This is a genomic window from Mycobacterium sp. MFM001 (assembly GCF_003402475.1).
Taxonomy (GTDB): Bacteria; Actinomycetota; Actinomycetes; order Mycobacteriales; family Mycobacteriaceae; genus Mycobacterium.
Window position 1 is genome coordinate 143,793 of the sequence record NZ_BFAB01000009.1, and the last position, 20,157, is coordinate 163,949.

At 67.2% G+C, this 20,157-nt stretch carries 23 protein-coding genes; 13 read left to right on the plus strand and 10 right to left on the minus strand.

What is annotated here, in order from left to right; all coding sequences use genetic code 11:
- Positions 1–11: 11 nt before the first annotated feature.
- The gene (locus MFM001_RS16890) at positions 12–1,265 is read right to left on the minus strand and encodes a GAF domain-containing sensor histidine kinase (protein ID WP_116376420.1); all 1,254 of its coding nucleotides are present in this window, start codon (positions 1,263–1,265) and stop codon (positions 12–14) included.
- Positions 1,262–1,918 carry a response regulator transcription factor gene (locus tag MFM001_RS16895; RefSeq protein ID WP_192886970.1) on the minus strand — a complete coding sequence of 219 codons (657 nt, stop codon included), beginning with the start codon at positions 1,916–1,918 and terminating at the stop codon, positions 1,262–1,264. Before MFM001_RS16895 ends, MFM001_RS16890 begins: the two co-directional genes overlap by 4 nt.
- Positions 1,919–1,996: 78 nt before the next feature.
- Here MFM001_RS16895 and MFM001_RS16900 point away from each other — a divergent pair, with 78 nt between their 5' ends.
- A complete protein-coding gene (locus MFM001_RS16900) occupies positions 1,997–2,569 on the plus strand; it encodes an HAD family hydrolase (protein ID WP_116376421.1) in 573 nt (190 codons plus the stop codon).
- A 36-nt stretch (positions 2,570–2,605) separates the two neighbouring features.
- Here MFM001_RS16900 and mmsB read toward each other — a convergent pair whose 3' ends face one another.
- The 3 genes from mmsB to MFM001_RS16915 are packed head-to-tail and all read right to left on the minus strand — an operon-like array spanning position 2,606 to position 6,182.
- A complete protein-coding gene (gene mmsB, locus MFM001_RS16905; RefSeq protein WP_116376422.1) occupies positions 2,606–3,478 on the minus strand; it encodes a 3-hydroxyisobutyrate dehydrogenase in 873 nt (290 codons plus the stop codon).
- Positions 3,479–3,487: 9 nt separating this feature from the next.
- Positions 3,488–4,654 carry an acyl-CoA dehydrogenase family protein gene (locus tag MFM001_RS16910; RefSeq protein WP_116376423.1) on the minus strand — a complete coding sequence of 389 codons (1,167 nt, stop codon included), beginning with the start codon at positions 4,652–4,654 and terminating at the stop codon, positions 3,488–3,490.
- Positions 4,655–4,661: 7 nt separating this feature from the next.
- A complete protein-coding gene (locus tag MFM001_RS16915) occupies positions 4,662–6,182 on the minus strand; it encodes a CoA-acylating methylmalonate-semialdehyde dehydrogenase (protein ID WP_116376424.1) in 1,521 nt (506 codons plus the stop codon).
- 108 nt (positions 6,183–6,290) lie between these two features.
- Here MFM001_RS16915 and MFM001_RS16920 point away from each other — a divergent pair, with 108 nt between their 5' ends.
- The 3 genes from MFM001_RS16920 to MFM001_RS16930 all read left to right on the plus strand — a co-directional run bounded on the left by MFM001_RS16920 (position 6,291) and on the right by MFM001_RS16930 (position 10,492).
- Positions 6,291–7,973, plus strand: a complete 1,683-nt coding sequence (locus MFM001_RS16920) for a sulfatase-like hydrolase/transferase (RefSeq protein ID WP_116376425.1) — start codon at positions 6,291–6,293, stop codon at positions 7,971–7,973.
- Positions 7,974–8,141: 168 nt separating this feature from the next.
- Positions 8,142–9,329: an NAD(P)/FAD-dependent oxidoreductase gene (locus tag MFM001_RS16925; protein ID WP_116376464.1), complete on the plus strand. Its 1,188-nt coding sequence runs from the start codon at positions 8,142–8,144 to the stop codon at positions 9,327–9,329.
- A gap of 8 nt (positions 9,330–9,337) precedes the next feature.
- A complete protein-coding gene (locus MFM001_RS16930) occupies positions 9,338–10,492 on the plus strand; it encodes a methyltransferase (protein ID WP_116376465.1) in 1,155 nt (384 codons plus the stop codon).
- On the opposite strand, the gene MFM001_RS16935 is transcribed toward MFM001_RS16930, so the two are convergent.
- Entirely contained in the window at positions 10,386–11,192 is an 807-nt protein-coding gene (locus MFM001_RS16935) for an SDR family oxidoreductase (RefSeq protein ID WP_116376426.1), read from the minus strand. The two genes, MFM001_RS16930 and MFM001_RS16935, sit on opposite strands and share 107 nt — an antisense overlap.
- Before the next feature lie 50 nt (positions 11,193–11,242).
- Between MFM001_RS16935 and MFM001_RS16940 the strand changes: the two genes are divergently transcribed.
- Positions 11,243–12,010 (plus strand): DUF2127 domain-containing protein, encoded by a 768-nt coding sequence (locus MFM001_RS16940; RefSeq protein WP_116376427.1) that lies wholly within the window; start codon positions 11,243–11,245, stop codon positions 12,008–12,010.
- Here the strand turns inward: MFM001_RS16940 and rfbC are convergent.
- The 4 genes from rfbC to MFM001_RS16960 form a co-directional block, all read right to left on the minus strand.
- Entirely contained in the window at positions 12,007–12,612 is a 606-nt protein-coding gene (rfbC, locus tag MFM001_RS16945; protein WP_116376428.1) for a dTDP-4-dehydrorhamnose 3,5-epimerase, read from the minus strand. The two genes, MFM001_RS16940 and rfbC, sit on opposite strands and share 4 nt — an antisense overlap.
- Before the next feature lies 1 nt (position 12,613).
- Positions 12,614–13,609 (minus strand): dTDP-glucose 4,6-dehydratase, encoded by a 996-nt coding sequence (rfbB, locus tag MFM001_RS16950; RefSeq protein WP_116376429.1) that lies wholly within the window; start codon positions 13,607–13,609, stop codon positions 12,614–12,616.
- Between the two features lie 85 nt (positions 13,610–13,694).
- Positions 13,695–14,555: an LLM class F420-dependent oxidoreductase gene (locus MFM001_RS16955; RefSeq protein WP_116376430.1), complete on the minus strand. Its 861-nt coding sequence runs from the start codon at positions 14,553–14,555 to the stop codon at positions 13,695–13,697.
- A 13-nt stretch (positions 14,556–14,568) separates the two neighbouring features.
- A complete protein-coding gene (locus tag MFM001_RS16960; RefSeq protein ID WP_116376431.1) occupies positions 14,569–15,420 on the minus strand; it encodes an LLM class F420-dependent oxidoreductase in 852 nt (283 codons plus the stop codon).
- Between the two features lie 235 nt (positions 15,421–15,655).
- Between MFM001_RS16960 and infA the strand changes: the two genes are divergently transcribed.
- The 8 genes from infA to truA all read left to right on the plus strand — a co-directional run bounded on the left by infA (position 15,656) and on the right by truA (position 20,155).
- On the plus strand, positions 15,656–15,877 hold the full coding sequence (gene infA / locus MFM001_RS16965; RefSeq protein WP_003418601.1) for a translation initiation factor IF-1: 222 nt from the start codon (positions 15,656–15,658) through the stop codon (positions 15,875–15,877).
- A 52-nt stretch (positions 15,878–15,929) separates the two neighbouring features.
- Positions 15,930–16,043 carry a 50S ribosomal protein L36 gene (gene rpmJ, locus MFM001_RS16970; RefSeq protein WP_003879483.1) on the plus strand — a complete coding sequence of 38 codons (114 nt, stop codon included), beginning with the start codon at positions 15,930–15,932 and terminating at the stop codon, positions 16,041–16,043.
- 144 nt (positions 16,044–16,187) lie between these two features.
- Positions 16,188–16,562, plus strand: a complete 375-nt coding sequence (gene rpsM / locus MFM001_RS16975) for a 30S ribosomal protein S13 (protein ID WP_116376432.1) — start codon at positions 16,188–16,190, stop codon at positions 16,560–16,562.
- 3 nt (positions 16,563–16,565) lie between these two features.
- Entirely contained in the window at positions 16,566–16,979 is a 414-nt protein-coding gene (rpsK, locus tag MFM001_RS16980) for a 30S ribosomal protein S11 (RefSeq protein WP_067378322.1), read from the plus strand.
- Between the two features lie 2 nt (positions 16,980–16,981).
- Positions 16,982–17,587 (plus strand): 30S ribosomal protein S4, encoded by a 606-nt coding sequence (rpsD, locus tag MFM001_RS16985; protein WP_116376433.1) that lies wholly within the window; start codon positions 16,982–16,984, stop codon positions 17,585–17,587.
- A 74-nt stretch (positions 17,588–17,661) separates the two neighbouring features.
- Entirely contained in the window at positions 17,662–18,705 is a 1,044-nt protein-coding gene (locus MFM001_RS16990) for a DNA-directed RNA polymerase subunit alpha (RefSeq protein WP_083130092.1), read from the plus strand.
- Between the two features lie 27 nt (positions 18,706–18,732).
- Positions 18,733–19,278: a 50S ribosomal protein L17 gene (gene rplQ, locus MFM001_RS16995; protein WP_116376434.1), complete on the plus strand. Its 546-nt coding sequence runs from the start codon at positions 18,733–18,735 to the stop codon at positions 19,276–19,278.
- Positions 19,247–20,155 (plus strand): tRNA pseudouridine(38-40) synthase TruA, encoded by a 909-nt coding sequence (gene truA, locus MFM001_RS17000; RefSeq protein WP_116376435.1) that lies wholly within the window; start codon positions 19,247–19,249, stop codon positions 20,153–20,155. The genes rplQ and truA overlap by 32 nt, the downstream gene beginning before the upstream one ends.
- Positions 20,156–20,157: the final 2 nt, after the last annotated feature.

The following is a 20,157-nucleotide window of genomic DNA, read 5'->3' on the forward strand; positions in this document are numbered from 1 at the left end:
AAACCCGGTTGTTACTCCGGCGTGTCGGCCGGGGACACGCACGCTCGCGCGGAGGGGGAGGGCAGCGGGATCGTCGCGGTGACCGCAGTGCCGGCGCCGGGGCGCGACCGGATGTTGAGCCGCCCGCCGACCAGCTCGGCTCGCTCGGCCATCGACAGCACCCCGTAGCCGCCCATCTCGTCGCCGCCCAGCGGATTCTCGAACGTGTCGAAACCCACTCCGTCATCGACGATTTCGAGCCGGGCGGTGTCGTCGTGTACAGCGAAGCGGAGCCGCGCCGTCGTCGCACCCGCGTGTTTGACGATGTTCTGCAAGCCCTCCTGCGCGATGCGGTACAGCGCGAGCTCGATGTGCTCGGGCAGCCGGGTATCGGACAGGTCGAGCTCGAGATCCAGGTCCGGCACCGAGCGGGCCAGGCTCGCCAGCCCGCCGGCCAGCCCGAGGTCGTCGAGCACCGGCGGGCGCAGCCCGCTGATCGCGGCGCGGGCCTCTTCCAGTGTCAGCCGGGCCAGTTGGCGGGCCTCGTCGACCTGCTCGGAAGCCTCCACCGGATCGTCGCCGACGGCCCGCGCCGCGGCATCCAGCCGGTAGGACAGCGTGATCAGCCGCTGCGAGATGCCGTCGTGGATGTCACCGGCCAGCCGCCGACGTTCGATCTCCTGCGCCTCGATCACCTGCTCGACGAACAACTCGTGGGCGCGTTCGCGCGCCACCAGCTGGCGATGCAGCCGCGCCTGATGCAACGCCCCGGCGATCAACCGGCCGATGACACGCAGCAATTCGACGTCGCCGTCGGTGAATTCGCGTCGCTCGACGGTATGCACGTTGAGCACCCCGACGAGTCCGCCCGGGTCGGTTTCCATCGGCACCGACACCATCGACGTGAAGTCGCGTCCGCGCAGCGACTGGATCGGCAAGTACCGCGGGTCGGCTTCCTTGTCGTGAGTGATCACGACGGGTTCGCGGTGGCGGGCCACCCAACCGGAAATGCCGGAGCCCAGCGGCAGCCGGATCTTTCCCACCTGGCCGTCGAACGGCGGCGTCGCGCCTGCCAGCGTCAGGGAGCGGTCGGTGTCGTCGAGCACGTGCACGAAACACACGTCGGTCCCGGTGGCGGCGGTGATCATCCGCGCGGCAGCGGCGGCCAGTGGTTCCACTGCGGGTCCGCTGGAGGCGGCCTGGATGAGCTCGCGCAGCAGCACCAATTCCCGGTCGGCGTCGACCAGATCGCGCACTGCGTTCGACGGGCGACGGCGCTCGGTCATTGGTAGATGCCTTCGCGGAGCGCCGTGGCCACCGCGCCGGTGCGGTCGGCAACACCGAGCTTGCGGTAGATCGAGCGCAGGTGGCTCTTGACGGTTTCCTCGCCGATGACGAGTTTGTTGGCGATCCCTCGATTGGACAGCCCACTCACCATGTACGACAGGATCTCGCTTTCGCGTTGCGTCAAACCTTGGCGCGCGCCGGGCCAGAACTCGTTGCGCTGCAACCGCGCCGCCGTGTCGGCCGCGCGGGCCGCCATCCCGGGGTCGATCACCGTTTCCCCGCTGTGCGCCAACTCCAGCTGGCGCACCAACTCGTCGCTGCTGATGCTCTTCAGCAGGTAGCCGCACGCCCCGACCCGCAACGCCTGGAACAGGTACTGCTCGTCGTCGTACACCGACAGCATCACGACCTTGCGGTCGGGCTGCCGTTCGCGCAGCTCCAGGCACAGGTCGAGGCCGCTGGAGCCCTGCATGCGCACGTCGCACAGCACGACGTCGGGCTGCAGTTCGTCGATCACGCTGACCGCCCGCTCCGCGCCGATCGCCTGCCCGACCACCTGCACCCTGTCCTTGAACGCGGCCAGCATCGCCTTGAGCCCCTCGATGACCATTTCGTGGTCGTCGACCAGCACAAGCCGCACTGGAGCCGCCATGGCCACCACCCTAAGCACAATTCGCCACGCCAATCCCCCTAATGGGGGAGGCCCAGACGACTGGCCGCCGGGCACGCTATGGGCGTGCAGACCACGGTGACACGTCCTGCCCGGACGTTCTGGTGGGACCGCGCCCCCGCGGTCGACGCCGACGTCCATCCGCTGCGTGCGGTGATCTTCGACTTGGATGCCATTGCAGACCGCAAACGTGAGCCGAGGGACGGTCTCGTTGACCTGGTCATGGATTTGTTCGTCGCAGGTATCTGGGTCGGCGTGGTGAGCCCCGGCCGTCGGGAACGGGTCGAGCCGTTGGTCCGCCAACTGGTCGGCGACGGGCTCGTCGAAACCATTGTCACCGTTGACGATGTGGCTCGGCCCGGCCGCGACGCCGAACTGTACCGGTTGGCGTTGTGGGAGCTGGGGATAACGCCAGAGAGCGCGTTGGCGTTCGCGGGTTCGGATCGTGGGTTCCATGCGGCGATGGCCGCCGGGTTGCCCACTACGGTCGTCACGAACGGCTATACCGGCGGCCAGGAGTCTGCCGATGGCTGCCAGCGGCTGCACCGCCACTGGTGGATCCGCCAAAAACGCGTCGGGACCTGTCGCGAGACAGAAGCCAGGGCTGTGGACGCGGCCGGATCGCGACCATAGTTTCTGTTTCGCGACGGCGACGGCACGGCCAGGGACTCAGTCGCGCAGCATCTCGATGACCGCGCTGAAGTCCTTGTCGGCGTTGTCGACTGCGAACTCGGCGTAGATCTGCGCCGCGTGGGTGCCCATCGGCGCCGTGGCGCCGGTCGACGCGATCGCATCCATCGCCAGCCCAAGGTCCTTGTTCATCAGGGCGGTCGCGAAACCGGGCTTGAAGTCGTGGTTGGCCGGCGACGTCGGCACCGGCCCAGGTACCGGGCAGTTGGTGTGCACGGCCCAACAGTTGCCAGTGGCGCCGGTGATGACGTCGAAGAGCGATTGCGCTGAAAGGCCGAGCTTTTCGGCCAACACGAACGCCTCACCGATCGCGATCTGCTGCACGGCCAACACCATGTTGTTGCAGACCTTGGCGGCCTGCCCGGCGCCGGCGTCGCCGCAATGAATGATTTTGCGCGCCATAGGTTCCAGCACAGAGCGTGCCTGCTCTAGCGCCTGCGAATCGCCGCCGACCATGAATGCGAGCGTGCCGGCGACGGCGCCGGCCACCCCGCCGGAGACCGGTGCGTCGAGCTGGGCGAAGCCATGCGAACCGGCCAGCGCATGCACATCACGTGCGTCGTCGACGGAAATCGTCGAGCTGTCGATGAACAGCGCACCTTCGGTCGCTGCCGGCAGGATGTCGGCGTAACAGCGCTTGACCGCATCGCCGTTGGGCAGCATCGTGATGACGACCTCGGCGTCGGCCACCGCGGCTGCGGCGCTGTCGAACACCGTCACGCCCTTGTCGGCCGCGGCGGCCGATGCGGCGGGCACCGGGTCGAAACCCCGCACGGTATGGCCGGCGGCAACAAGATTCGCCGACATCGGCCCGCCCATGTGGCCAAGCCCCAGGAACGCCACCGTTGACATCCAGCCCTCCTACGTGCCGGCGCGGACCCGGGCGGCCTCGGCGCGGCCGATGACCACCCGCATGATCTCGTTCGTCCCTTCCAGGATGCGATGCACCCGCAGATCGCGCACGATCTTCTCCAGACCATACTCGCGCAGATAGCCGTAGCCGCCGTGCAACTGCAGGGCTTTGTCGGCGACGTCGAAACAGGAGTCGGTGACGTACCGCTTGGCCATCGCGCACAGCTCGACCTTGTCGTCGGCATCGTCATCCAGCGCTGTCGCCGCGCGCCACAACATCATTCGCGAAGTCTGAAGCGCAGTCGCCATGTCGGCCAGCGTGAACCGGATGGTGGGCTCGTCGAGCAGCGGGGATCCGAACGCCTGGCGCTCACGCAGATAGGACGCGGCCTTGTCGAACGCGGCCTGCGCCCCGCCGAGCGAGCACGCCGCGATGTTGATCCGGCCGCCGTTGAGCCCGTTCATCGCGATCGAGAAACCGGCACCTTCGCCGTCCGGGCCGCCGAGCATCGCGTCGGCCGGCACCCGCACGCCTTCCAGCACCACTTGCGCGGTGGGCTGCGCGTTCCACCCCATCTTCTGCTCGTGGGCACCGAAACTCAGTCCGGCACTGCCCTTTTCGACGATGAAGGCCGATATCCCGCGCGGTCCCTCCGCCCCGGTGCGCGCCATCACCACGTACACATCCGAGGCGCCCGCGCCGGAGATGAACTGCTTGACGCCGTCGAGCACGTAGTCGGAGCCGTTCTTGACGGCGCGGGTGCGCAGCGCGCTGGCATCCGATCCGGCGCCGGGCTCGGTCAGACAGTAGCTGGCGATGACGTCCATCGACGCCAGCCGCGGCACCCAGCTCTTGCGCTGCTCGGCGGTGCCGAACGTGTCGACCATCCACGCGCACATGTTGTGGATGGACAGGAACGCCGCCGTGGTCGGGTCGGCGATGGCGAGCTGCTCGAAGATCCGCACCCCGTCGAGTCGGCGCAATGCGCTGCCCCCGACGTCGTCGCGGCAGTAGATCGCCGCCATCCCGAGCTGCGCCGCCTCCCTCAGCTCGTCGACCGGGAAGTGTTGGGAGGCATCCCATTCCAACGCATGCGGGGCAAGGCGCTTCTCGGCGAAAGCCGCCGCCGTCTCGGCGATCTCGCGCTCGTCGTCGTCCAGACCGAAGAATTGCATCGCCGAGCTACTTCATTGTCGGGATGACGAATTCGGCGCCGTCCTTGATGCCCGACGGCCAGCGCGATGTGACGGTCTTGACCTTGGTGTAGAACTGGATCGACGCAGGCCCGTGCTGGTTGAGGTCCCCGAAGCCGGAGCGCTTCCAGCCGCCGAACGTGTGGTAGGCCACCGGCACCGGGATGGGCACGTTGACCCCGACCATGCCGACCTGCACCCGGGAGGTGAAGTCGCGGGCGGTGTCGCCGTCGCGGGTGAAAATCGCGACGCCGTTGCCGTATTCGTGCTCGGACGGCAGCCGCAGGGCCTCTTCGTAATCGTGCGCCCGCACGATGCACAGCACCGGTCCGAAGATCTCGTCGGTGTAGATCGACATCTCCGGGGTGACGCGGTCGAACAGCGTGGGCCCGATGAAAAACCCGCTCTCCAGGTTGGCGTCCCCGAACGACAGGTCATCGCTGGCGCGCTCACGCCCGTCGACGACGAGTTCGGCGCCGGCGGACACGCCCTGGCCGATGTAGTCGCGCACCCGGTTCAGTGCGGCGCCGGTGACCAGCGGGCCGTAGTCGGCCTTCGGGTCGAGGCTGTGGCCGACCCGAAGGTTGTTGACGCGCTCGATCAGCCTGGCGCGCAAGCGGTCTGCGGTCTGCTCGCCGACCGGCACGGCGACGCTGATCGCCATGCAGCGCTCGCCCGCGCTGCCGTAGCCGGCACCGATCAACGCGTCCACCGCCTGGTCCAGGTCGGCATCCGGCATCACGATCATGTGGTTCTTCGCGCCGCCGAAGCACTGCGCACGCTTGCCGGCGGCGGTGGCTCCGGCGTAGATGTACTGGGCGATATCGGAGCTGCCGACGAAGCCGACCGCAGCGATGTCCGGGTGGGTCAAGATGGCGTCGACGGCTTCCTTGTCGCCGTGCACCACCTGGAACACCCCGGGCGGCAGGCCCGCCTCGACGAACAACTCGGCCAGCCGCACCGGCACCGACGGGTCGCGCTCAGAAGGCTTGAGAATAAACGCATTTCCGCATGCCAGCGCGGGCCCGGCCTTCCACAGCGGAATCATCGCCGGGAAGTTGAACGGGGTGATGCCGGCGACGACGCCCAACGGCTGGCGCAGCGAATACACGTCGATGCCGGGGCCGGCGCCCTCGCTGTACTCGCCCTTGAGCAGGTGCGGGATCCCGATGCAGAACTCGATCACCTCGATGCCGCGCTGGATGTCGCCGCGGGAATCGGCCAGCGTCTTGCCGTGCTCGAGCGACAGCATCTCGGCAAGTTCGTCGACATGCTCGTTGACCAATTCGATGAACCGCATCATCACCCGGGCGCGGCGCTGCGGATTCCACGCCGCCCAGCCCTTCTGTGCTTCCGCGGCCGAAGCGACCGCGGCGTCGACGTCGGCCTTGCCGGCCATGGGGACCAGCGCCTGCACCTGCCCGGTGTTCGGATCGAACACCTCGGCAGTGCGCCCGGACTGCCCGGCACTGCGCCGGCCATCGAGGAAGTGCGGAATCTGTGCGGTCATGGGGTGCCCTTACGAATATGCAAAAAGTGGATACTAGGACATCCTAGTATCGACGGGACGGGGTGGCAAGGTGCCGTTCGCGCCCGGATCTAGATCTAGATTGATGGCATGGCTTCGATCAATCGACGCAAGGTACTCACGGGTGCTGCGATGGCGGCGGGGGCCGCCGCGGCGGGATTCGGCGGATACGAGTTCCTGCGCAAGCCCGGCCGGAGCGAGTCGGTGAGCGGTGGCGGAAACAAGCCCAACATCCTGGTGATCGTCGTGGACCAGATGCGGGCACCGCAGTGGTTCCCTGCGCCCCAGCAGCTCCACACCCTGTTGCCCAATCTCGGCCGGTTGCAACGCAGCAGCGTGTCGTTCGAGTCGCACTACACCGCGTCGAACATGTGCACGCCGTCGCGCGGTGTGATGACCACCGGGCTGTATTCCCATCAGACCGGATGTCTGTTCACCGGTGAGGGACTGAGCGAGTCGACGCTGGCGCCCCGGTTTCCGACCTGGGGCACCATGCTGCGTGAGCAGGGCTACCGGACCTGGTGGTGGGGCAAGTGGCACCTGGGGCATTCGGGCGACACCACACCCGAAGGCCTTGAGGAACACGGCTTTTCCGGCGGCACGTATCCGTCACCGAACGGTTCACCCAGTCAGGGCCTGCACAAGGATCCCGGAATCGTAGATCAGTTCTCCGGCTGGTTCGACGCCAACGCCGGCAACGGGCCCTGGTGCACCACCGTGTCGCTGGTCAACCCGCACGACATCTGCTGGTGGCCGAAAAACCCGCTGCCCGAGGATGTTCCGCATTGGTTCGACGCGGCACCGGTCAACTTCGAAACACCCGACGATCTGCGCCGGCGCGGTAAGCCGCAACTGCAGATCGACTACCTCAACTTCATGTCGCCGCTGATGACCGGCACGCTGCCGTACTCCGGGCCGGACCTGGCGCGGCAGTGGGCGCGCTGCCTGGACATGTACCTGTGGCTCCAGCAGCAGGTCGACACCCAGATCGGCAGAGTGCTCGACAAACTCGCGTCACGCCCCGACATCGAGTGCAACACCGTCGTCGTCTTCACCTCCGACCACGGCGAGTACGGCGGCTCGCACGGTTTGCGCGGCAAGGGTGCCGCTGCCTACGAGGAGTCGATCCGGGTACCGCTGTACATTCGCGACCCACACGGACATCTCACACCCAAACCGGGCGACACCCGCAGGCAGTTGACCTCAAGCGTGGACCTGGCCCCGCTGCTGTTGACGATCGGGTACGGGGGCAACGGCTGGCGCACCGAACCCCGGTACTCCTATTTGGCGGCCCGCGCGGACCTTGCCGCGATCGCGCGCAATCCAGCGGAGCGGGGCCGGCCGTGGATTGCGCATGTCACCGACGACATGTCGGTCGAGGAGATGGCCACCCTGCTGAAGTCCCCGCAAATCCGGGCGGTGTTCGGCGGAGCCGACTTGCCGACCAACATTCCCACGTCCGCGCCAAATCACATCGTGGCGGTGCGGACCCCGGACGCCAAGCTGAGCATGTACTCGTACTGGAATCCCGGCGGCATGGAAATCGACACGACAAGGCAGATCGAGCGCGAACTCTACGACTACTCAACGCCGTTGGGTCGTCAGGAAGTCGACAACCAGGCCGGCCGCAACGGCAAGGAAGCAGCGTTGCAGGCCCTCATCGACCACGAGGTGCTGCCCGAAGTGCGGGCGCCGCTGCCGGCCTTCCTCAGCGACGCGCAGGAACAAGGTCTGGCCGACATGCGCCAGCTCGTCGCGCTGCGCGGAGGCTGACCCCCGGCCGCGGTGAACTTCTCGGCGACGTTCACCGTGTAAGCAGCATGAGTCAGTTGTTGATGGTCTACCTGTCGGCCGGGGCGCCGATCGCCGGGCTGGGCCTGGTGAAGCTGCAAGCGCGCCTTGAACGTTGGGACTACGAGCGCCACGTCGAGGACTGAGGTGATGCATCGGCCGCTGCGGGTTCTGGTTGTCGGCGCCGGTGTCGGCGGGATTTCCGTTGCCCGGGGACTGGTGCGCGACGGACATGACGTCACCGTGTTCGAACAGCGGCCCGACGTGTCCGCCGGTGGCGGTGCGGTGACGATATGGTCCAATGGCGCAACGGTTCTCGAGCAGCTGGGCGTCGACATGGACGGCGCCGGCCAGCTGCTCTCCACCGTGCGGGTCCTGACCGCGACGGGCCGCGCCATCGCCACCTTGGACCTGACAACCATCGAGGACCGGCTGGGCGCACCCGTGCGGATGGTTCCGCGCCGGGTGTTGCTGCAACGGCTGCTGGACGGCTTCCCGGTCGAACGCATCCGATGCGGCGCCCGGGCAGTCGAAGTGGTCGAGACGCCGAGCGGGGTGCGGATCGATTTCGACGACGGCAACTCGGCGGTGGGCGACGTGGTCATCGGCGCCGATGGCCTGCACTCGACAATTCGGCGTCTCGTCGGCGCGCGACCGGCGACGCCGACCGGGTGGTGCAGCTGGCAGGGTTTGGCCAGCCTTCCTGAGGTCGCCGAGGGCCGCGTCGCGCTGATGATGATCGGTCCGCATGGAAATCTCGGCCTGTGGCCGGCCGGCGGCTTCGCCGTGCAGTGGTGGTTCGACCTGCCGTGGTCGGCGGACTTCGCCCGGCCGCAACGGCCGATCGAGATGATCCGGTCTCATTTCACCGGTTGGTCCGACGTGGTCGACCGCCTGCTGGCGACGTTGACCGACGACGACCTGGCCCGTTCACCGTTCCCGCACTTTCGCCACCCCATTCCGGGCGCCGGCCGCGGCGCGGTGACCTTGCTCGGCGACGCCGCGCACACGATGCCGCCCACGCTTGCGCAGGGCACCAATCAGGCCCTGCTCGACACGATGGTGCTGCGTAAGGCTTTGCGCGAATTCCACCACGCCCCAAACGCGCTGCGCTGGTATGAGAACACCAGGCGGCGCAAGGTCCAGGCCGTGTCGTGGGTGACCACGCAACAGGTATCGCGCAGCGAGGCGCTGCTGCGGCCGGCTGCGATGATCTCGGATCGGTTGATGACCTGGGCGCTGGCAACGTTTCTGCGTTCGGTCAGTCATCACCGGATGTCCGTCGCGATCAGCCGCGAGCTCGAGGCCAGCGCTGTGGCCGCCGGGCTGCGGGGGTGACGAGCACCATGGTGCCGCCGGCCGGGCTGGCCCGCATCGTCGAATGGATTCGCCACCATCTCTACCGAATCCACCAACGACTGATACCCGCGCCGGCGGCGATGCTGGAGATGCTCATCGCGGCGTGGACGTCGCAAGCGATCACGGTGGCCGCCCAACTCGGCGTCGCCGACGCCCTAACGGAGGGTCCGCTGCCGATCGATGAGTTGGCGGCGCGGGTGGGTGCCGACGCCGACGCGCTGCAGCGGTTGCTGCGGGCATTGATCAGCCGGGGCATCTTCCGTCGTTGCCGCGACGGCCGCTACGCGCTGAATTCCCTTGCCGGTACCCTGCGTTCGGCGGCGCCCGTGTCGATGGCCTGCGCTGCGCAGTTCTACGGGTCGGCCGAACAGCGACAACGCTGGACCCTGCTGGCGGATTCGGTGCGAACCGGCAGTGCCGTCGTCCCGGCGTTGCACGGCACCGGCAGCTTCGACTACTTCGCCGATCATCCTGAACAAGCCGAGCTGTTCAACCACACGATGACAAGCATTTCGCAGTTGACGACGGCGGCGGTGGTGGCCGGCTACGACTTCAGCCGCTACCCGACGATCGTGGATGTCGGCGGCGGACAAGGCCAGCTGCTGGCCGCGATCATGCAAGCCGCGCCTGCCTCCCGCGGCGTGCTGTACGACCTGCCGGGTGTCGTGGCGTCAACGCCTAACCTGTTGTGTCAGAGCAATATTGCCGACCGGATACGAATCGTGACCGGCTCGTTCTTCGACAGCATTCCGAGTGGCGGCGACATCTACGTCTTGAAGAACATCCTTCACGACTGGCCCGACGAGCAGGCGGTGCAGATCCTGCGCAATGTGCGCGCGGCGGCCGGGTCTCACGCCGCGGTGCTGCTGATCGAATTGGTCATCCCCGACCACGACCGCGACTTTCCCGGAAAGTGGGCAGATCTGGAGATGCTGTTGAATCTGGCAGGCCGTGAACGCACCGCGGCCCAGTATCGAGACCTGCTCAGCCAGGCGGATTTCCGGATGACACGGGTGGTGCGCACCGCCTCGCCGCTCAGTGCGGTCGAGGCCAAGGCGGCCGCGGCAGGTAGGCACGAAGGGCGTCGGCGTAGGGGACGCGACCCGCGGCCAGCTGCTCGGTCAGGTATTGCTCGAAGGTGACCGTGCCCGCGGCGTGGTCGGGCGCCAGGTGGCCGCCGGCGCGGTAGGCCCGGAACACCTTGCCGGGCAGCCACACCGGGACAATCAGTCGTCGCTTTCCAACAATGGCAAGGTAGCTTCGGGCGAGGTCGGCAAGCGAGCGGACTTGCGGTCCACCGAAATCCGCTGCCCTGCCGACGGGTTCGCCGAGCGCGAGCCGGGCGAGCCGGTCCCCGACCTCACGCACGTCGACCGGCTGGAAACTCCAGCCGGTCGGCAGCACCAGGACGGGCGACTTGGCCAAGAAGCGCAGCAACACCGCGATCAAGTCGTGAAACTGCGTCGCCCGCAACACCGTCCACGGCAGACCCGATGTGGCGACCAACTGCTCGTCGGCCACCTTCCGCCGGTAGAACCCGAACGGGACGCGGTCGACCCCGACGATGGAGGTGTACACCAGATGCGGTGAACCGGCTCGCTGGGCGGCGGCGACCAGGTGATCCACGTGCTCGGCGCATTGCACGATCGTGTCGACACCGGACACCGCTGCGTCGAGCCCGGCGCCGGTCCGGAGGTCGCCCGTGAAGTGTTCGACGTCGGCACGGTGAGGACGGCGCCCGCGGCTGAGAACGCGGACATTCGCGTCGGCGGTCAGGAGTTGGTCGACCACCACGCGGCCCAGGGTGCCGGTGCCGCCGGTGACCAAGACGGTGCTCGTCATATCGTCAGATTGCCATGCGGGCCCCGCGCCGTGACCGTTAGCGTGCGTACATGGTCGATTTCGCTCTGCGCTCGTGCGGGTTGCGCGGACACGCGACATTTGCGCCCGACGAGCCCAAGCTGCGGGAGCGCCTGAAGGCCGAGACTCCGGCCGGAGAGGCATGGCGCTGCCTGCGGTGCGAGACGTTTGTCGTCGGCCCGCCGCGCCGCAGCGGTCCGGCGGATACCGCGCCCGAGATCCCGCGCGGACGATTGCTGCGGGACCGCACGCTGATGCGCGCGCTCGCCGTCGAACGTGCGGTCCGTGCCGTGGTCTTTCTGCTGTTGGCGGCCGGCGTGCTCAAGGTTCGCGGGTCACGCGAGCGGTTGCAGCAGGCGTTCGAGCAAGATCTTCCGTTGCTTCGCCCGCTGGGCAACCAGCTCGGCTGGAACCCGGACGACTCCAAGATCGTCCGCCACATCGGGCACCTGTTTTCGCTGTCGTCGTCGACGTTCCTATGGATCGCGGTGGCCTTCACCGCATATGCGTTGATCGAGCTCGTCGAGGCGGTCGGTTTGTGGCTGGTGCGCCGGTGGGGCGAGTATTTCGCGGTGATCGCGACCAGTGTGTTCCTTCCGCTGGAAATCTACGAGCTGACAGAGAAGGTGACGACGCTGCGCGTCATCGCGTTCCTGGTCAACGTCGTCGCGGTGATCTGGCTGCTGTGGAGTAAACGGCTCTTCGGGCTCAACGGCGGAGCCGAAGCCTATTGGAAAGAACACCGAGCGGAAAGCCTGTTGACCGTCGAACGAGCGGGCTTGGAAGAAAACGGATCCTAAGTGTTGGCCCGCAGGCCCTCGACGAAAGCCTGTGTCGCTTCCCAGGTGGGCAGCAAGCCGGAGGCACTGACCTCCTCGAGAGTCGGTGCGGCCGCATCTCTTTCGGACAGCACCAGCTCGTAACCACCCGGCCAGTCGATTCCGACTGCCGGGTCGGTAGCCAGGATGGTGTGCTCGCGTTGCGGGTTGTACTCCGCGGAGCACAAGTACATCACCGTCGAGTTGTCCTGCAGTGCAAGGAATCCGTGGGCCAGCCCTTCGGAGATGTACACCGACTTGCGGTCCTGGTCGTCGAGCACTGCCGACGTCCAGCGCCCGAATGTCGGTGAGCCGACCCGGATGTCGACGACGACGTCGAATACCGAGCCGGACAGGCAGGTCACGTACTTGGCCTGGCTGGGCGGCAGCTGCGCGAAGTGCAGCCCGCGCAACACCCCCGCCGACGAGACAGAACAGTTGGCCTGCATGACATTCAGGCGGTGACCCGCGAACGCGGTGAATTCGCGGTCGGTCAGCCACTCGAAGAACATTCCGCGGGAATCGCCGTGCACCGCTGGGGTGATCTCCCACGCGCCCGGGATGTCGAGTTCGCGTGCCTTCATGTCACTGACCGCGCTGTTGGTATCGCGCCTCGACGGCGTCTTTCAACGGACCCCACCATGATTCGTTGTCACGGTACCAGTCGATGGTGGCACGCAAGCCGTCCTCGAAATCGGTATGCTTTGGCGACCAACATAATTCGTCGTGCATCTGGGTGGGATCAATCGCGTAGCGCAGGTCGTGGCCGGCGCGGTCGATCACGTGGTCGAAGTCGTCGGGTCGGTGTCCCATCATCTCCAGTATCGTCCGCAGCACCGAGAGGTTGTCGCGCTCGCCGTCGGCGCCGATCAGGTAGGTGCGACCGATCTGGCCGCCTTCGAGGATTCGCCGCACCGCGGCGTTGTGGTCGTCGACGTGAATCCAGTCCCGGACGTTGGCCCCGGCGCCGTACAGCTTGGGACGTCGCCCGGTCAGCACGTTGGTGATCTGGCGCGGGATGAACTTCTCCACGTGCTGGTAGGGCCCGTAGTTGTTGGAGCAGTTCGAGATCGTCGCTCGCACACCGTAGGAGCGCACCCAGGCCCGCACCAGCATGTCGGCGCCGGCCTTGGTGGCCGAGTACGGGCTGGACGGGTTGTAGGGCGTGGACTCGGTGAAGCGGTGTGGGTCGTCGAGTCCGAGATCGCCGTAGACCTCGTCGGTCGAGACGTGGTGCAGCCGCACACCGTGGCGTCGCACCGCCTCGAGAATGGTGTACGTCCCGATCACGTTGGTGCGCAAGAACGGCTCGGGGTCGGCGAGCGCGTTGTCGACGTGGGTCTCCGCGGCGAAATGCACTACCGCGTCGGCCTCGGCGACCAGCCGGGAAACCAGCTCGGCATCCGTGATATCGCCCTGCACCAGTCGGATCTCGTTTTCGACCGGAGCAAGCGATTCGCGGCTGCCCGCATAAGTCAGCGCGTCGAGCACCGTCACCGTGTCGTCGGGATGCTCGCGCACCGTGCTGTGCACGAAGTTGGCGCCGATGAACCCGGCGCCGCCGGTGACCAGCAGCCGCATGGTCTAAAACCCTAGCCCGACGACGATGCGGGCCGCGCAAGGCCCGAGGAGGAGCCGGGCAATTAGGTGCAGCCCAGCAGCCGGATCAACTTTTGGCTGACAGTCCCAGTGCGGCGGCGAGTTCGGTCAACGCCGGCACCAGATTGTCGGGCTTGGTCAGAACCTGGATCGCCACGTGGTCGGCGCCGGCCTGCAGATGTTCGTCGAGGCGGGCGGCGATGGCATCGGGCGTCCCGTAGGCCACCAGCGCGTCGATCAGCTTGTCGCTGCCCGGCTCGCGCACGTCGCTCTCGGTGAATCCCAGCCGGCGCCAGTTGTTCACGTAGTTGCTCAACCGCAGGTAGAAGCCGACGCTCTTGCGGCCGATCCGGCGGGCCTCCGCCGCGTCGGTGCCCAGCACCACCTTGTGTTCGGGCGCCAGAAACACCGTGTTGCCGACGAGTTCGCGGGCGTGTGCGGTGTGTTCGGGCGTGGTCAGATACGGATGAGCGCCGGCACTGCGCTGGGCGGCCAGCCGCAGCACCTTGGGGCCCAGCGCCGCGATCACCCGCCGGCTGGTCGGCACCGTTGCCGCGTCGAGTTCGTCGAGGTAGCTCACCAGCGCGTCGTAGGGCTTTTGATACTCCTGGGTGTGCTCGGGGTGGCCGACGCCGATGCCGAGCAGAAACCGTCCCGGATAGGCCTTTTCGATGCGCTGGTAGGACTCGGCGACGGTCGCGGCCGGTGACGACCAGATGTTGACGATCCCAGTGGCCAGCTGCAGCGCACTGGTTGCGGCCAGCGCCGGTTCCACCCACGAAAGGTCGGCGTCGGGCGATCCGCCGACCCAGGCCGCGCCGTAGCCCAGCGATTCGATCTGCTCCGCGAGGTCGGGGGAGAGGGTGCGGGTGCCCAGCCACACGCCGTAGCGGCCCAGGTCGGGTTTGAGCGAAACGGCCTCGGTCATGTAGGTCCTTCGGTCAGGCGGGGTTCAGTCCGAGCGCGCCGGCGAGTTCGGCCAGCGCCGGCACCAGCTTCTCAGGTCGGGTCAGCACCTGCACAGCGACGTGGTCGGCGCCGGCGTCGAGGTGTTCGCCCAGCCGGGCGGCGATCGCGTCCGGGGTGCCGTAGGCGACGACGGCGTCGACCAGGCGGTCGCTGCCCGGGCGGGCGATGTCGTCGTCGGTGAAGCCCAGCCGCTTCCAGCTGTTCAGGTAGTTGGCCAGGTTGAGGTAGATGTCGAGGGCCTTGCGCCCGACCGCCCGCGCCTCCTCGGCGTCGGTGGTGAGCACCACCTTGTGTTCGGGCGCCAGGAACGCCGACGGGCCGATCAGTTCGCGGGCGTGTGCGGTGTGTTCGGGCGTGGTCAGGTAGGGATGGGCGCCGGCGCTGCGTTGGGCCGACAGGCCCAGCACCCGCGGCCCCAGCGCGGCGACCACTCGGCGCTCGGCGGGCACGCCGTAGTCGTCGAGGCGGTCCAGGTACTCCACCAGCGCGTCGTAGGGCTTGCGGTACTCGGTGTGGGCCTCGGGGTGGCCCACGCCAATACCCAGCAGGAAGCGGCCCGGGTAGGCCTTGTCGATGCGGTGGAATGACTCGGCCACCGGCTTGGCCGGCGCCGTCCAGATGTTGACGATGCCGGTCGCCACCTGCAGCGTCGTCGTCTGCGCCAGGATGGGCTCCACCCAGTCCAGCTCGGCCGGCGGCGAGCCGCCCACCCACACGGCGCCATAGCCCAGGGCCTCGATTTCCTTGGCCTGCTGGGGGGTGACACCGCGGCCGAACGACCCGAAACGGCCGAGGTTTGGTTTGCTTGCTGCTGCGTCAGTCATGGTGTGTGGAACCTGACGCGGGACGGCTGCTATTCCGCTGGTCAAGCATTTTGGCGCAGCGCGGCAATGCGGGTATCGTGGAGCAACGGTGCGTCATCCGCGCCGGCTTTTTGCGTGCCCTGTCCTAGGAATTTGCGGAATTTCCTAACATCGGCCCACGTTTTGAGTCGAGCGAATGCTGCGCCGATTCGGGCGGATACCCGACCGAACCCAAGACGAGAATCCCTGGAAGGTTATGGCCAAGAAGGACGGTGCCATCGAGGTCGAGGGCCGCGTGGTCGAGCCCCTGCCCAATGCGATGTTCCGCATTGAGCTGGAAAACGGCCACAAGGTGCTCGCCCACATCAGCGGCAAGATGCGGCAGCACTACATCCGCATCCTGCCCGAGGACCGGGTGGTAGTGGAGCTGTCGCCCTACGACCTGTCCCGGGGCCGCATCGTGTACCGGTACAAGTGACCAAGCCCGAACTATCCGACCAGCGAGAAGACAGAACAGGATCGAAACAGCCGTGAAGGTGAACCCGAGCGTCAAGCCGATCTGCGACAAGTGCAGGGTGATCCGCCGGCATGGGCGGGTCATGGTGATCTGCTCCGATCCGCGGCACAAGCAGCGCCAAGGCTGAGCCACACACAACTGAATGCAGACCTCCCAGCACCACTGAGCGGATAGGCCGCTCATCCACGCCCGGAACGGAGGCCGGGCCCCGGAGCAGTTGGCCGGGAACGGACTGGGATCAGACCTCCGCGAAGAAAGAGGAACGCCACTTATGGCACGTCTAGTGGGCGTGGACCTTCCGCGCGACAAGCGCATGGAGGTCGCGCTGACCTACATCTACGGCATCGGCCGTACCCGGTCGAACGAGATTCTGGCCGCTACCGGCATCGACCGGGATCTGCGTACCAAAGACCTCACCGACGAACAGCTGACCCACCTGCGCGACTACATCGAGGCCAACCTCAAGATCGAGGGTGACTTGCGCCGTGAGGTGCAGGCCGACATCCGCCGCAAGATCGAGATCGGCTGCTACCAGGGCCTGCGGCACCGCCGCGGCCTGCCGGTGCGCGGCCAGCGCACCAAGACCAATGCGCGTACCCGCAAGGGCCCCAAGCGCACCATCGCAGGCAAGAAGAAGGCCAGGTAACCCATGCCACCCGCAAAGAAGGCCGCCGCAGCGAAGAAGGGTCAAAAGACCCGGCGGCGGGAAAAGAAGAACGTTCCGCACGGCGCGGCCCACATCAAGAGCACGTTCAACAACACGATCGTGACCATCACCGACCCGCAGGGCAACGTGATCGCCTGGGCGTCGTCAGGCCACGTCGGCTTCAAGGGCTCGCGTAAGTCGACGCCGTTCGCCGCTCAGCTGGCCGCCGAGAACGCCGCCCGCAAGGCCCAAGAGCACGGCGTGCGCAAGGTCGACGTGTTCGTCAAGGGCCCGGGTTCGGGCCGGGAGACCGCCATCCGGTCGCTGCAAGCCGCGGGCCTGGAGGTCGGCGCGATCTCGGACGTCACCCCGCAGCCGCACAACGGTGTCCGTCCACCCAAGCGTCGGAGGGTTTAGTCATGGCTCGCTACACCGGACCCGTCACTCGCAAGTCGCGTCGGTTGCGCACCGACCTGGTCGGCGGGGATCAAGCATTCGAGAAGCGGCCCTACCCGCCCGGCCAGCACGGCCGCGCGCGGATCAAGGAAAGCGAATACCTGCTGCAGCTGCAGGAGAAGCAGAAGGCGCGCTTCACCTACGGCGTGATGGAAAAGCAGTTCCGCCGCTACTACGAAGAGGCGGTCCGCCGTCCCGGCAAGACCGGCGAGGAGCTGCTGCAGATCCTGGAAAGCCGGCTGGACAATGTCGTCTATCGCGCCGGGCTGGCTCGGACCCGTCGGATGGCCCGTCAGCTGGTCAGCCACGGCCACTTCCTGGTCAACGGCGTCAGCGTGAACATCCCGAGCTACCGGGTGTCGCAGTACGACATCATCGACATCAAGGACAAGTCGCTGAACACGCTGCCGTTCCAGATCGCGCGCGAGACCGCGGGCGACCGTCCGATCCCCAGCTGGCTGCAGGTGGTCGGCGAGCGTCAGCGCATCCTGATCCACCAACTGCCGGAGCGGGCTCAGATCGACATCCCGCTCACCGAGCAGCTGATCGTCGAGTTCTACTCGAAGTAGTACCCCCTGTATCAACCGATACAGGTCTGAACGGCATCAAATAGCGGGTGCCGAGAAGGAGAAGAAGAAACACCATGCTGATCTCACAGCGACCCACCCTGTCCGAAGAGACCATCAGCGAAAACCGTTCGCAGTTCGTCATCGAGCCGCTGGAGCCGGGATTCGGCTACACGCTGGGCAACTCGCTGCGGCGCACGCTGCTGTCGTCGATTCCCGGCGCTGCGGTCACCAGCATCCGCATCGACGGTGTGCTGCACGAGTTCACCACCGTGCCCGGTGTCAAGGAAGACGTCACCGACATCATCCTGAACCTCAAGAGCCTGGTGGTGTCCTCGGAGGAGGACGAGCCCGTGACCATGTACCTGCGCAAGCAGGGTCCGGGTGAGGTCACCGCCGGAGACATCGTGCCGCCGGCCGGTGTCACCGTGCACAACCCCGACATGCACATCGCGACGCTGAACGACAAGGGCAAGCTCGAGGTGGAGCTCGTCGTCGAGCGTGGCCGCGGCTACGTGCCGGCCGTGCAGAACAAGGCATCAGGCGCCGAAATCGGCCGCATCCCAGTCGATTCCATCTACTCGCCGGTGCTCAAGGTCACCTACAAGGTGGACGCCACCCGCGTCGAGCAGCGCACCGACTTCGACAAGCTGATCCTGGACGTCGAGACCAAGAACTCGATCACCCCGCGGGACGCGCTGGCGTCGGCCGGTAAGACGCTGGTCGAATTGTTCGGTCTGGCACGCGAACTCAACGTCGAGGCCGAAGGCATCGAGATTGGGCCGTCGCCGGCCGAGGCCGACCACATCGCGTCGTTCGCGCTGCCGATCGACGACCTGGATCTGACCGTGCGCTCCTACAACTGCCTCAAGCGCGAGGGCGTGCACACCGTCGGTGAGCTGGTGTCGCGTACCGAGTCCGACCTGCTGGACATCCGCAACTTCGGCCAGAAGTCCATCGACGAGGTCAAGGTCAAGCTGCACCAACTGGGCCTGTCGCTCAAGGACAGCCCGGCCCACTTCGACCCGTCCGAGGTGGCGGGCTACGACGTGGCCACCGGCACCTGGTCCAACGATGCCGGCTACGACGACCAGGACTACGCCGAAACCGAACAGCTCTAAGCAGCCTGCACTAACCAAGGAGTCCCAATGCCCAAGCCCACCAAGGGCCGTCGCCTCGGCGGGTCGTCGTCGCACCAGAAGGCGATCCTGGCCAACCTGGCCACGGCGCTGTTCGAGCACGGCCGGATCAAGACGACCGAGCCCAAGGCGCGGGCGTTGCGGCCGTACGCCGAGAAGCTGATCACCCACGCCAAAAAAGGCACGCTGCACAACCGGCGCGAGGTGCTCAAGAAGATCCGCGACAAGGACGTGGTGCACACCCTGTTCGCCGAGATCGGGCCGCACTTCGCCGACCGCAACGGCGGCTACACCCGCATCATCAAAGTCGAGGCACGCCAAGGCGACAACGCCCCGATGGCGGTGATCGAGCTGGTGCAGGAGAAGACGGTGACCTCGGAAGCCAACCGGGCCCGTCGGGCAGCCGCATCGAAGGCTGCGCCTGTGGCGGCGGCCGCCGCGCCGCAGGCCGCGGTCGAGCCGGAGGCTGCGGTTGGTCCCGACGCCGAGGCCGCGGAGGCGGTCGAGGCGCCTGTCGAGGACGATGAAGCCAAGGCCGACGCCGACGAGTCCTGACGACCCTGTGGACGTGCCCGCCACCGACACCGGTGGCGGGCACGTTCGTCTGCGGCTCGACATCGCCTATGACGGAACGGATTTCGCGGGGTGGGCGGTGCAGGCGGGTCAACGAACGGTGGCCGGTGTGCTCGACGAGGCGCTGTCGACGGTGTTCCGCGCCCCGGTGCGGCTTCGCGCGGCCGGACGTACCGACACCGGCGTGCACGCCACCGGGCAGGTGGCTCATGCCGACGTCCCGGCCGATGCGCTGCCCAATGCCTATCCGCGCACGCGGCGTTCGGCCGAGCCGGAATTCGTGCCGCTGGTGCGACGGCTGGGCCGGTTGGTGCCCGCCGATGTCCGGGTACGCGATATCCGCCGTGCCCCAGTCGGTTTCGACGCCCGTTTCTCGGCGCTGCGGCGGCACTACGTCTACCGGCTTTCCACGGCGCCGTACGGGGTGGATCCGCTGCAGGCCCGGTTTGTGACAGGGTGGCCGCGGCCGCTGGATGTGGACGCGATGACGCGGGCGTCGCGAAACCTGTTGGGGCTGCACGACTTTGCCGCGTTCTGCCGTCAGCGCGAGGGCGCCACCACGATCCGCGATCTGCAGCGGCTCGACTGGTCCCGCGACGGCGATCTGGTCACCGCCCACGTCAGCGCCGATGCCTTCTGCTGGTCGATGGTGCGGTCACTGGTCGGGGCACTACTGGCCGTCGGCGAACACCGGCGCAGCCCCGAGTGGTGCCGCGGCCTGCTCGCCGCGACGCGCCGGTCCAGCGACTTCGCGGCCGCGCCGCCGCAGGGTTTGACGCTGATCGGCGTGGATTACCCGCCTGATGACGAACTGCAGGCGCGGACCCTGGTGACCCGCGACCTGCGGTCGCGCGACTGAGC